Origin of the sequence: uncultured Tepidimonas sp. (genome assembly GCF_938045175.1) — a bacterium.
Lineage (GTDB): Bacteria > Pseudomonadota > Gammaproteobacteria > Burkholderiales > Burkholderiaceae_C > Tepidimonas.
Map to the genome: position 1 here is coordinate 1 of NZ_CALIND010000124.1, position 11,482 is coordinate 11,482.

The 11,482-nt window shown below is 67.0% G+C and carries 10 protein-coding genes, 1 tRNA gene and 1 pseudogene; 4 read left to right on the plus strand and 8 right to left on the minus strand.

Translation table 11 applies throughout. From position 1 onward, the window contains the following. The 5 genes from Q0716_RS06565 to Q0716_RS06585 form a co-directional block, all read right to left on the minus strand. On the minus strand, window positions 1–648 hold a 648-nt coding region (locus Q0716_RS06565), incomplete at its 3' end, for an urease accessory protein UreD (protein WP_299021106.1). A gap of 31 nt (window positions 649–679) precedes the next feature. Continuing rightward, the gene (locus Q0716_RS06570; RefSeq protein WP_299021108.1) at window positions 680–1,447 is read right to left on the minus strand and encodes an ABC transporter permease; all 768 of its coding nucleotides are present in this window, start codon (window positions 1,445–1,447) and stop codon (window positions 680–682) included. Between the two features lie 28 nt (window positions 1,448–1,475). Next, window positions 1,476–2,312, minus strand: a complete 837-nt coding sequence (locus tag Q0716_RS06575; protein ID WP_299021111.1) for an ABC transporter ATP-binding protein — start codon at window positions 2,310–2,312, stop codon at window positions 1,476–1,478. A gap of 5 nt (window positions 2,313–2,317) precedes the next feature. After that, window positions 2,318–3,349 carry an ABC transporter substrate-binding protein gene (locus Q0716_RS06580; RefSeq protein WP_299021114.1) on the minus strand — a complete coding sequence of 344 codons (1,032 nt, stop codon included), beginning with the start codon at window positions 3,347–3,349 and terminating at the stop codon, window positions 2,318–2,320. A 195-nt stretch (window positions 3,350–3,544) separates the two neighbouring features. After that, window positions 3,545–5,854, minus strand: a complete 2,310-nt coding sequence (locus Q0716_RS06585) for an NADP-dependent malic enzyme (protein ID WP_299021117.1) — start codon at window positions 5,852–5,854, stop codon at window positions 3,545–3,547. A gap of 44 nt (window positions 5,855–5,898) precedes the next feature. Here Q0716_RS06585 and Q0716_RS06590 point away from each other — a divergent pair, with 44 nt between their 5' ends. The 3 genes from Q0716_RS06590 (at window position 5,899) to Q0716_RS06600 (ending at window position 7,543) form a co-directional block, all read left to right on the plus strand. Then, the gene (locus Q0716_RS06590; RefSeq protein WP_299021121.1) at window positions 5,899–6,303 is read left to right on the plus strand and encodes a DUF2946 family protein; all 405 of its coding nucleotides are present in this window, start codon (window positions 5,899–5,901) and stop codon (window positions 6,301–6,303) included. 93 nt (window positions 6,304–6,396) lie between these two features. Continuing rightward, window positions 6,397–7,032 carry an SCO family protein gene (locus Q0716_RS06595; RefSeq protein ID WP_299021124.1) on the plus strand — a complete coding sequence of 212 codons (636 nt, stop codon included), beginning with the start codon at window positions 6,397–6,399 and terminating at the stop codon, window positions 7,030–7,032. 34 nt (window positions 7,033–7,066) lie between these two features. Next, window positions 7,067–7,543: a copper chaperone PCu(A)C gene (locus tag Q0716_RS06600; RefSeq protein ID WP_299021126.1), complete on the plus strand. Its 477-nt coding sequence runs from the start codon at window positions 7,067–7,069 to the stop codon at window positions 7,541–7,543. Window positions 7,544–7,596: 53 nt separating this feature from the next. Here the strand turns inward: Q0716_RS06600 and Q0716_RS06605 are convergent, their stop codons facing one another. Continuing rightward, window positions 7,597–8,736: an ABC transporter ATP-binding protein gene (locus Q0716_RS06605; protein WP_299021128.1), complete on the minus strand. Its 1,140-nt coding sequence runs from the start codon at window positions 8,734–8,736 to the stop codon at window positions 7,597–7,599. Between the two features lie 85 nt (window positions 8,737–8,821). Between Q0716_RS06605 and Q0716_RS06610 the strand changes: the two genes are divergently transcribed. After that, window positions 8,822–10,483 carry an iron ABC transporter permease gene (locus Q0716_RS06610; RefSeq protein WP_299021134.1) on the plus strand — a complete coding sequence of 554 codons (1,662 nt, stop codon included), beginning with the start codon at window positions 8,822–8,824 and terminating at the stop codon, window positions 10,481–10,483. 40 nt (window positions 10,484–10,523) lie between these two features. On the opposite strand, the gene Q0716_RS06615 is transcribed toward Q0716_RS06610, so the two are convergent. Together Q0716_RS06615 and Q0716_RS06620 are read right to left on the minus strand one after the other, a co-directional pair. Beyond that, window positions 10,524–10,598 (minus strand) — tRNA-Arg (locus Q0716_RS06615). 57 nt (window positions 10,599–10,655) lie between these two features. After that, window positions 10,656–11,342, minus strand: a pseudogene (locus Q0716_RS06620) (VWA domain-containing protein); the annotation flags it as partial. Window positions 11,343–11,482 lie beyond the last annotated feature (140 nt).

Below are 11,482 nucleotides of genomic sequence, written 5' to 3' on the forward strand. Positions count from 1 at the left end.
GACGGCGCGCACCGCATCCAGCAGGCGCTCCCGCCGCTCGCGGCTCCATGGCGTGCCGCTGGCCAGCACCAGCGTGCCCAGGCAGCGGTGGCCGCCCAGCCCCACCGGGCTGTCGAGCAGGCGCGCATCCGCGGCGTCCAACCGGCCTTGCTCCAGCCAATGGCCCTCGATGCACAGGCGCTGGTGCAGGCAGCCGCGGTCGAAGGGCTGGCCGGAGCCCGGCAGCCCCAGCGCCGTCACGTCCCAGGCCAGCCATTCGGACCCTGCCGCCAGTTGCACGTCCAGCGCATTGCGGGCCTGGCAGCCGGGGTAGGCGATGGTCTCCAGCGGCACCCATTCCAGCCGTGCGCCGGGCTCCAGCCGAATGTGCACCCGCTGGGTGGCCGGCTCGCCATCGGAGCGGTAAAAACGCGTCGCCCCTGGCGTGGAGACAAGGCCATGCGTGCCCGCGTCCGCCTGCACCGCCACGTGCAGCGTGTCGCCTTCCACCAGCCCGCCGGGGGGGTGGACGATCACGTTGTGGCAGATGCCCGGGCCTTCCGGATACAGACTGTGGAACAGGCGCAGCGGACCGTGGTGGCGGTGGTGGGCCACCGTGGTGTCGCCTCGCCGCTGGTAGTGCAGATGCAGGTGGGCGTCCCAGGGCATGGTGCGGCGGGCGTGCGGGGCGGCGCGCGGCTCAGGCGGCCTGACTGCCGCGGTGGGCCCAGCCGGTGGTGTTTTTTTCGATCAGGCTGAACAGCTCGTACATCGCCATGGCCATGATGCCCACCACCAGCAGCCCAGAGAAGGCCAGCCCCATCTGCATCGACGAGCCGGCCGAGATCAGCAGGTAGCCGATGCCCTCGTTGGCCGCCGTCATCTCGGACACCGTGGTGCCCACGAAGGCCAGCGTGATGGCGACCTTGAGCGAACCAAAAAAATACGGCAGCGATCGTGGCAGCCCCACCTTGGTCAGCACGTCCCAGCGCCGGGCGCCGAGCACGCGCAGCACGTCCTCCAGCTCCGGCTCCAGCGTCGCCAAGCCGGTGGCGATGTTGACCATGATGGGAAAGAAGCTGATCAAGAAGGCGGTCAGGATGGCCGGGCCCGCCCCGATGCCAAACCAGACCACCAGGATGGGGACGAACGCCGCCTTGGGCAGCGCATTGAACGCCGTCATCAAAGGGTACAGCGCCGCATAGGCCAGGCGCGACGAGCCCAACAGAAAACCCAGCAATACGCCCACCACGATGGCGATGCCAAAGCCCGCCATCGTGACCCAAAACGTGCGCCAGGCATGCCCCAAGATGGCCGTGTGATGCTCCAGGGTTTGCGCCCAGATGCGCGAGGGGCTGGGGAAGATGAACTCCGAGACTTGCAGCCCGCGCGTGATGCCCTCCCAGACGACGATGAGGGCAATCAGCAGCAGCAGGGGCGACAGGCGCTCGACGATGCGACGGTTCATGTGGCGGGTGGGAAGAAAGGAAAAGCCATCACTGCTGCAGGGGTACGCCGGGCCGGCGCATGGCACCGATGTGGCCGCGCAGCTCGTGCACGATGTCGGTGAACTCGGGTGTGTAGGTGACCTCCAGATCGCGCGTGCGCGGGATCGGGATGTCGCGCCGCACGACGAAGCGCCCGGGGCTTTTGCTCATGCAGTACACCGTGTCGGCCAGAAAGACGGATTCGCGCAGGTCGTGCGTGACGAGGATGACGTTGAAGCGCTGCGCTTCCCACAGATCGCGCAGGGTGCACCACAGCTCCTCGCGGGTGAAGGCGTCCAGCGCCCCGAACGGCTCGTCGAGCAGCAGCATTTTGGGCTCGTGGATGAGCGCGCGGCAGATGCTGGCGCGCTGCTGCATGCCGCCCGACAGCTCCCAGGGGAACTTGCGCTCGTAGCCCGCCAGGCCCACGGAGGCGAGCAATCGCTTCGCGCGCTCCTCGAACTCGCGCCGCCGGTCCTTGAACTGGCTGCGAAACGGCTCCACGATCTCCAGCGGCAGCAGCACGTTGTCCAGCGTGGTGCGCCAGGGCAGCAGCGAGGGCGCCTGGAACGCCATACCGGAGATTTTGAGCGGCCCGTCCACAGGGCGACCGTCGACGCAGATGGTGCCGCGCGACGGGCGTTTGAGCCCCGTGGTCAGCTTCATGAACGTGGATTTGCCGCATCCCGAGGGGCCGACGATGGCGATGAATTCGCCGCGGCGCACTGTCAGGTGGATGTCCTCTACGGCGTACACCCCCTGCGCCTGCAGCGCCGGGGTGTACGCCAGCCAGACGCCATCGAAGACGACGAAGGGGTCGGTCTCGTGCGCAGTGGTTATCGTCATGGGGTTCAGCGCTTGGGCAGGACGTCGAGCACGCGCGCGTCGGGGAGGAATGAACCATCCCACACCTTGCTGACGTCGACCCGGGTTTTGGTTTGGTAGGCGTCCGAAACCTGACTGGCCATCAGCGACAGGCGGCCAGGGTTGACGCGCCCGAAGCCTTCGGCGCGCGCGTCGGGGCTGGCCACGACCGAGTCGATGGCCAGCCGCAGCCGGCGCAGCTCCAGGTCGGTGTTGATGATGCCGTCGCGGGCCTTGACCGCCTGGATGCCGGTTGCGGGGTTGGCCATGACCTCGCCCGCCCCCTTGGCGAAGGCTGCCAAGAAGGCGCGCACCGCGGCCGGATGTTCGCGCAACAGCTTGGGGCTGGCGATGATGGCGTTGCCGTAGAGCTTGACCCCATACTGTGCATACGGCAGCACGACGATGTCCTCGGTCTTGACGCCGCGCGCCTCCAGGTTGAGCAGTGACGTGAACGAAAAACCCGTGATCGCATCGACGTCACCGCGCACCAGCATGGTTTCGCGCAGCGGTGGGTCCATCGACGTCCAGGAGACCGGCCCCACGCCGTTGGCTTTTTCGAAAATCGGCCAGGCTTTGCGTCCCGCGTCAAAGACGGGAGCCCCCAGTTTTTTGCCGGTCAGGTCCTTCGGGCTTCGAATGCCCGACGACTTCAAGGCCAACACCGCCGCGGGGGTGTTGTTGTAGACCATCATGATGGCCACTGGCTTGTTGGGGGCGTCGGGGTTGTTGGCATGGAACTCCATCAGCGCCGCCATGTCGGCCAGACCCATGTCGTAGGTGCCGGAGGCCACGCGTGTGACCGTGCCCGCCGACCCGCTGCCGGCATCGATCGTCACGTCCAGGCCGGCATCCCGGAAATAACCCTTGCTGACCGGGTGCAGAAAGAGCGCGGCGGGCCCTTCGAAGCGCCAGTCGAGCTGGAACTTGATGGGCTTGTTTTGCGCGTGGACGACACCGACGGCGAGCGTGCCCGCCACGAGGGCGGCTGCGGTGCGGAGGAACTGGCGCTTGTGCATGGGGACTCTCCAACGGGTCAAGGGTGAACGGCGGCCCGCTAAGGGCAGCGCTGAGACAGCCCACCCATGCAAAACCGATGCCAGGCGGACGCTATGCCCCGCATTGTTCGCGAGACGGGCGCTGCCGGAACCCGTGGAAACCCGCACCGCTGCACCACGCTGGTGCGGCCTTGCACCGACCCGGCGTCCCGTCGCTCAGGTCGGCGCGGGCGCCGAGCGCACGCGCGCGGCGGCCACCGCCGTCATATTGAGCACGCGCCGCACCGTCGCCGCAGGCGTCAGGATGGTGGCCGCGCCTGCCACCCCCATCAGGATGGGGCCAACCGTGACGCCGCCGCTGGTCGTGGTTTTCATCACGTTGTAGAGGATGTTGGCCGCATCCAGATTGGGGCACACCAGCAGGTTGGCGCTGCCCGACAGCGTGGAGTCGGTCAGGAAGCGTTGCCGAATCCCGGGGTCGAGCGCTGCGTCGCCGTGCAGCTCGCCGTCGCATTCGATGTCGGGGTGGGCGGCCACGAACAGATCGCGCGCCGCGCGCATCTTGCGGGCGCTGGCACGTTTGGACGAACCAAAGGTGGAGTGCGACAGAAACGCCACTTTGGGCACGATGCCAAAGCGCTGCACCTCTAGCACCGCCATGGCGGCGATTTCCGCCAGATGCTCGGCGCTCGGGTCTTCGTTGACGTAGGTGTCGGTGATAAAGATAGGGCCGCGGTCGGTGTTGACCGCGTTGAGCGCGGCATAGAGCGACGCACCGGGCTGACGCCCCAGGATGGCATCGATGCGCTCCAGATGGGTGGTGTAGGTACCCACCAGTCCACAGATGAGCGCATCGGCGTCGCCCAGGCGTAGCATGAGCGAGCCGATGATGGTGTTGGAGCGCCGCACCGCGGCCTTGGCCACCTCGGGCGTGGCGCCGTCTCGCTTGAGCAGTTGGTGGTAGGTTTCCCAGTACTGGCGAAAGCGCGGGTCGTCTTCGGGGTTGACGTTCTCCACGTCCACACCCAGGCGCAGATGCAGGCCGGCCTTGCGGATGCGGGCTTCGATCACGGCGGGGCGCCCGATCAGGATCGGCTGGGCGATACCTTCTTCCAGCGCCAACTGGGCCGCGCGCAGCGCGCGCTCGTCCTCGCCGTCGGCGTAGGCGACGCGCGCCTTGGGTTGGGCGGCTTTGGCCACGCTGAACACCGGCCGCATCAAGATACCGGTTTGGTACACGAAGCGCTGCAGGCTGTCGCGGTAGGCCTCGATGTCGGCGATCGGGCGGGTGGCCACGCCCGAGTCCGCTGCTGCTTGCGCCACCGCCGGCGCGATGCGCAGAATGAGCCGCGTGTCGAAGGGTTTGGGGATGAGGTAGTCCGGCCCGAACTGTAGTTCTTGCCCGGCGTAGGCGGCGGCCACTTCATCGCTGATTTCGGCCTTGGCCAGCGCGGCGATCTCGCGCACGCAGGCCAGCTTCATCGCGTCGGTGATGCGCGTGGCCCCGCAGTCGAGCGCACCGCGGAAGATGTACGGAAAGCACAGGACGTTGTTGACCTGGTTGGGATAGTCCGAGCGCCCGGTGGCGATGATGCAATCGGGCCGCGCGGCCTTGGCCACCTCGGGGCGGATTTCGGGCTCGGGGTTGGCCAGCGCCAAGATGATGGGGCGCTCGGCCATGGTTTGCACCATCGCGGCGCTCAGCACGCCAGGGGCGGAGCAACCCAAAAAGACGTCCGCGCCGCGCACGGCGTCAGCCAGCGTGCGCGCGTCGGTGCGGCGGCAGTAGCGGCGCTTGGATTCGTCGAGCCGCCCGGCGAGCGCGTCCTCGCGCTGATCGTGGATCACGCCCTTGGAGTCGCACACCAGGATGTTGTCCGCCTGGGCACCGAGCGCGACGAAGAGGTCTAGCACCGCGATCGCGGCCGCGCCCGCGCCCGAGACCGCGATACGCACTGCGTCGATGGGCTTGCTCACCAGCTCCAGCGCGTTGATCAGCGCCGCTGCGGAGATGATGGCCGTGCCGTGTTGGTCGTCGTGAAAGACGGGGATTTGCAGGCGCTCACGCAGTCGCCGCTCGATATAAAAACACTCGGGTGCCTTGATGTCTTCCAGATTGATGCCGCCCAGCGTCGGCTCCAGCGCGGCGATGATGTCGACGAGCTTGTCGGGGTCTTTCTCGGCCAGCTCGATGTCGAACACATCGATGCCAGCGAATTTCTTGAACAGGCAGCCCTTGCCCTCCATCACCGGCTTGCCTGCCAGCGGGCCAATGTCGCCCAAACCCAGCACCGCGGTGCCGTTGGTGATCACACCCACCAGGTTCGCGCGGCTGGTGTAGTCGGCGGCCTTGTGGGGGTCGGCGGCGATTTCCAGGCAAGGGTACGCCACTCCGGGCGAGTAGGCGAGGCTCAGGTCGCGCTGGTTGGACAGCGCCTTGGTCGGCGTGACCGAAATCTTGCCACGGGTGGGGGTGCGGTGGTACTCGAGTGCGGCGTCGCGCAGGGCTTGTTCGGCAGGGGTCATGATGGATGGCGGTCAAAAATATGCCGACCTATAATAAATCAGCCATGCATCGACCCGCCTACCGCTGGCCCTATTGGCTGGCCCTCATTGCCGTGCTGTGGACGTCGCTGTCCCCAGCACTCGCACGGGTGTGGGTGGACGAGAGGGTCGAGCGCATCGAGATTTGCACCAGTACCGGTGTCGTCTGGGTGTCTGCCGGTGCGCCGACGGACGGTGCGGCGGACGTCGGCAGTACCCCTACAGCGCCGGCGATGGCTGCCATGGCGTGCGACTGGTGCCTGTTGCACGCGGGAGCGTGGAACGTTCCACCGGGTGAGCACGTCGCGCCGGTCGCCTTCGCGGTAGCCATTACCCTTGCCGACGCGCCCATCGCTTCTGCTTTGGACGAAGATCATTGGTGGCGTCCCCAGCCGCACGCGCCACCGCTCCTGTCGCCGTCTCTGCGCTGATTGGGCGGCCAACCCTCGGCCCGCTAGGTGGCGGGTCGGAGTGGCCTGACGCAGAGGTCCGTCGGATGGCGGGCCGTTGGACAGGAGTGATCCATGGCATCGACAAACGATGCGCGCGCGCCGGGCCGTCGTCGGGTGCTTGGGCTTGCGGCTGCGTGCATGATCGTCGCAGCGGGACTTGCCGCCTGCGACCGCTCGCCCACCCCCGCGTTTCGGGGGATCGACGTCACCGGCGCGCCCTATGGGCGTGAGTTACAGCTGACCGACCAGTTCGGGCAGCGACGCACCTTGGCTGATTTTCGTGGCCAGGTCGTGATGCTGTATTTCGGCTTCGTGCAGTGCCCAGACGTTTGCCCGACATCGCTGGCGCGCGCGGCGGAGGTCATGCAGCGGCTGGGGCCCGACGCCGACCGGGTGCAGTTGCTATTCGTCACCGTCGATCCCGAGCGCGACACGCCCGAGCTGCTGCGCGAGTACCTGGCCGCGTTTCACCCTCGCTTTCTGGGGCTGACCGGAACGCCGGACGAGATCGCCGCAGCGGCACGCGAATTCAAGGTGTATCACGCCAAGGTCCCCACCGGCAGCAGCTACACCATGGATCACTCCGCGCAAACCTATCTCATCGACCCGCAAGGGCGGCTGCGCATCGTGCTCAAGCACGAGCAGTCGGCCGAGGATTACGCCCATGACGTGGCTGCTCTGCTGCGCGAAAGCGCCAGCGGCGGGTAGATGCCTTTTTTGTTTTTTCTCAAGGAGCCCAACCATGAATACCTGGACCCGCGTGACTGCCGCCGCTGCCACCGCCTTGGTTGCCAGCGCCGTATGGTCACAGACCGTTACCGTCGAGGAGCCGTGGGTGCGCGGGACGGTCGCACAGCAAAAAGCCACGGGCGCTTTCATGCGCCTGAAAGCCGACCAGCCGGTGCGCCTGGTGGCAGCCGCCTCGCCGGTGGCCGGTGTCGTGGAAATCCACGAAATGGCCATGGACAACAATGTCATGAAGATGCGCCAGATTCCCGGGCTGGACTTGCCCGCCGGCAAGACGGTCGAACTCAAACCGGGCGGTTATCACGTGATGCTGATGGACCTCAAGCAGCCCGTGTCTGCGGGTCAAACCGTACCGCTGACCCTGGTGTTCGAGACCGCGGACAAGCGCCGTATCGAGCAGCAGGTGCAAGCGCCGGTGCGGGCGCTGGGCGCCCGGCAGGAGCCGTCTCACGATCACGGCCACAAACACTGAGAGAGAACCGGGTTCGGTCCCGATTGGATCGGTGTGCGTTGCGATGTCGCGGCTCACCCGGGCAGCGTTGCTTCGGCGGCGGCGCGCTCGGGACGGCGGAGGGCGGTGGCGGGTGGCGATGCGGCCCCCGCGCCGCGCTCGAACGTGACCACATGATCCATCTCGACGCGGATGCCGATCCACTCGCCCACTGCATGGTCGTGGTGGGACGGCACGTGCGTCATCACCGTCTCGCCGCTGGCCAGCCGCAGGGTGTACAGAAACTCCGAGCCGCGAAACGCCTTGCGCACAATTTGCGCTTTGACCGGGGCGGCGTCGTCGTGCACGATGTCGTCGGCGCGCAGCAGCACATCGCACAGCCCGTCGGGATAGGCGGTGGGCAAGGGACATTCCTGCACGTCGCGCAGGTCGCCCAGCGGTGTCTCGACCACGACGTCGTCGCCCAGCGCGCGGATGCGGGCCGGCGCGAATACCCCGTGGCCGATGAACTCGGCAACGAACCGTGTCGCGGGGCGATGGTAGAGGGTGTAGGCGTCGTCCCACTGGTGCAGTCGGCCCTGGTGCATGACGCCGATCACGTCACCAATGGCAAACGCTTCCAACTGGTCGTGCGTGACGAATAGGGCGGTCAGGCCGGCCGCTTTGAGGATGGCACGGATTTCGTGCGCCAGACGCTCACGCAAATCCACGTCCAGATTGGAAAAAGGCTCGTCCAGCAGCAGCAGTCGCGGCTGTGGCGCCAATGCCCGCGCCAACGCCACTCGCTGTTGTTGCCCACCCGAGAGCTCGTGCGGGTAACGCCCCTGCATGCCGGCCAGCCCGACGAGTTCAAGCACCTCCGCCACACGCGCGCGGCGTTGCGGTGCAGGCAGGTGAGCCAGCCCGAAGGCGACGTTGCGCTCGACGTTCAGATGGGGAAAGAGCGCATAGTCCTGAAACACCATGCCGATGCGGCGGTGTTCGGGCGGCACATGCACGCCCGGGGCGCTCACCTCCTGACCGCCGAGCACGATGGCGCCGCCGCTCAAGTGCTCCAATCCTGCCACCGCGCGCAGTAGCGTGGTTTTGCCGCAGCCCGACGGTCCGATGAGCACGCCGATATCCCCGGCACGCAGCGCGAGCGTGACGCCATCGACGGCAGGCTGACCCGATCCAGGGTAGCGCACCGTCGCCTGAGTGATCGACAGTTCCATACGCGCATTGTAGATAATGCGTATTCTCATTTCTTGCGCCATGAAACCTGTCCACTCCACTGCTGTCAGCCATCTTGCTGCGTCGGTGCCTTCCGTACCCCCCCGGCGGCGCTCCCATGGGGTGGCACCCTCGCGTGCCCTGGCGCGGATCGGTTTGACGTTGTTTTCGCTGTGGCTCGCTCTGCCCGTGTTGGCGCTGCTGCTGGCAGCGCTCACCTGGGATGCGGGCTCGACCGCCGTGTTGCGCGAGATGGCGGTCACCGTGCTGCCCGACTATGTGCGCACCACGCTGTGGGTGTGCGCGGTGGTAGCCGTCGCCGTCGGCGTCGTGGGGTCGGCAACGGCCGTGGCCGTCACGGTCTTTGACTTTCCGGGCCGGCGCACGGCCGAGTGGCTGCTGCTGCTGCCGCTGGCGGTACCCGCTTACGTGGTCGCCTACGCTTACACCGACTTTTTGCAGTACTCGGGGCCGCTGCAAACCGCGCTGCGTGAGTGGACCGGCTGGCAAGGCCGGTTGTTGCCCGAGATCCGCAGCCCCTGGGGCGCGGCTTGGGTCTTTACCTTCACGCTCTATCCGTATGTGTATTTGTTGGCGCGCACCGCGCTGACCGAGCGCGCCCCCCAGTTGCTGGAAGCCGCGCGGCTGCTGGGCGCGCCGCTGGGCCGGCGGCTGCGCGAGGTGGCGCTGCCGATGGCCCGCCCCGCGATCGCGGCCGGTGTGGCCCTTGCGCTCATGGAAACCTTGGCGGACTTTGGCGTCGTCAGCTACTTTGGGGTGCAGACGTTCACCGCGGGCATCTACAAGGCGTGGCTGGTGATGGACGACCGCACCGCCGCGGCACAGTTGGCCATCATGTTGCTGGCGTGGGTGGCGTTGCTGTTGTGGGTGGAGCAGCGCGCGCAGCGACGGATGCGCTTTGCCACCCAGCGTGTCGCGCGCGGCAGCGCGGAGGCGCAGCCAGTGCGCTTGCGCGGGGGGCAGGTGGTGGCCGCGTGGTTGGTCTGTGCGCTGCCCGTGATGTTTGGGTTCGTGCTGCCGGTGCTGTTCATGTTGCGGCCGTTGTGGCATGGCTGGGACGAGCTGCCGTGGCACGCCTTTGGGGGCTGGGCGCGCAACAGTCTGGTGCTCGCGGCAAGCAGTGCCGCGCTGGCCACGGCAGCCGCTTTGGCGCTGGCGCATGCGGCGCGTCGCTTGCCCGGGGCGCTCACGCGGATGCAGGTGCGCATCGTGGGCCTGGGCTATGCCGTACCCGGGGCCGTGGTGGTGGTGGGCCTGCTGCTGCCGGTGGGTTGGGCACAGGCGCGCTGGCCGGACAGCCATGTGGCGTACTGGGTCACGACCACCGTTTTGGGCATTGTGTGGGCCTATTTGGTGCGCTTTACCTCGGTGGCGCTGCAATCGGTGCAAAGCGGCTACAGCCGCATTCCCCGCAGTTGGGATGATGCGGCGACGACGCTCGGTGTCGCCGGTGCGGCGCTATGGTGGCGCGTGCATTGGCCGCTGCTGCGCCGATCCGTGCTGGCCGCAGCGTTGCTGGTGTTCGTCGATGTGATGAAAGAGCTGCCAGCAACGTTGGTGTTGCGCCCGTTCGACATGGACACACTGGCAGTGGTCGCCCACCAGTTGGCGCGCGACGAGCGCCTGGGCGAGGCGGCGTTGCCCGCGTTGACGCTGGTGGCCGTGGGTTTGGTGCCGGTGATATGGCTCAGCTGTGCCATGCGCCGTGGCGAGGCGTCGGCGTGCTGATGGCCCGGCACGCGAATGCGCTCGCCGACGGATGCCGGGTTGGTCCCCCCGCCAGGAATCGAACCTGGATTTGCCGCTTAGGAGGCGGCCGTTCTATCCATTGAACTACGGCGGGACGCGACGGCGGCCTGATGGTACACCATGGCCATCTGTCGAGGCGGGCTGCCGATGATCACTTGGACAACAACCGCATCGCGCTCTCCAGCCCCTGGAGCGTGAGCGGGAACATGCGCCCGCCCATGAGCTGGCGGATGATGCCAATACTCTGCCGATACTCCCACACGCCCTGGGGCTCGGGGTTGATCCAGGCGAAGGCGGGAAAGGCGTGTGTCAGGCGCTGCAGCCATTCAGCGCCCGCCTCTTCGTTGTTGTACTCCACACTGCCACCGGGTTGCAGGATTTCGTACGGACTCATGGTCGCGTCGCCCACGAAGATCAGCTTGTAGTCCTTGTTGTACTTACGGATCACGTCCCAGGTGGGAAACTTCTCCGCGTAGCGGCGCCGGTTGTTCTTCCACAGATAGTCGTAGACGCAGTTGTGGAAGTAATAAAACTCCAGGTGCTTGAACTCAGCGCGCACGGCCGAAAACAGCTCCTCGACGCGCGGGATGTGCTCGTCCATGGTGCCGCCCACGTCCATGAGCAGCAGCACCTTCACGTGGTTGTGCCGCTCGGGCACCATCTTGATGTCCAGATAGCCGGCGTTGGCCGCGGTGGCGCGGATGGTGTCGGGCAAATCGAGCTCCAGCGCCGAGCCTTCACGCGCAAAGCGCCGCAGCCGTCGCAGCGCCATCTGGATGTTGCGTGTGCCCAGCGCCTGCGTGTCGTCGTAGTCCCGGTAGATGCGCTGGTCCCAGAGAGGGTGTCAGGATTTTTGTGTGAGGGGCCTACCATGACGATGTTCAGGAGCCCCCATGCCACGCAAGAAGACCACCCCCGCCGCGAAGCCGGACGCCATTCTTCCCGACGAGCTGCTTGAGAAGCTGATCCCCGGACCGA

Bases quoted from the DNA above. Each gene is read 5' to 3' on its own strand.
- Q0716_RS06575 (WP_299021111.1), bottom strand. From the start codon at position 2,312: ATGACGATAACCACTGCGCACGAGACCGACCCCTTCGTCGTCTTCGAT.
- Q0716_RS06590 (WP_299021121.1), top strand. From the start codon at position 5,899: ATGCATCGACCCGCCTACCGCTGGCCCTATTGGCTGGCCCTCATTGCC.
- Q0716_RS06600 (WP_299021126.1), top strand. From the start codon at position 7,067: ATGAATACCTGGACCCGCGTGACTGCCGCCGCTGCCACCGCCTTGGTT.
- Q0716_RS06585 (WP_299021117.1), bottom strand. From the start codon at position 5,854: ATGACCCCTGCCGAACAAGCCCTGCGCGACGCCGCACTCGAGTACCAC.
- Q0716_RS06595 (WP_299021124.1), top strand. From the start codon at position 6,397: ATGGCATCGACAAACGATGCGCGCGCGCCGGGCCGTCGTCGGGTGCTT.
- Q0716_RS06570 (WP_299021108.1), bottom strand. From the start codon at position 1,447: ATGAACCGTCGCATCGTCGAGCGCCTGTCGCCCCTGCTGCTGCTGATT.
- Q0716_RS06605 (WP_299021128.1), bottom strand. From the start codon at position 8,736: ATGGAACTGTCGATCACTCAGGCGACGGTGCGCTACCCTGGATCGGGT.
- Q0716_RS06580 (WP_299021114.1), bottom strand. From the start codon at position 3,349: ATGCACAAGCGCCAGTTCCTCCGCACCGCAGCCGCCCTCGTGGCGGGC.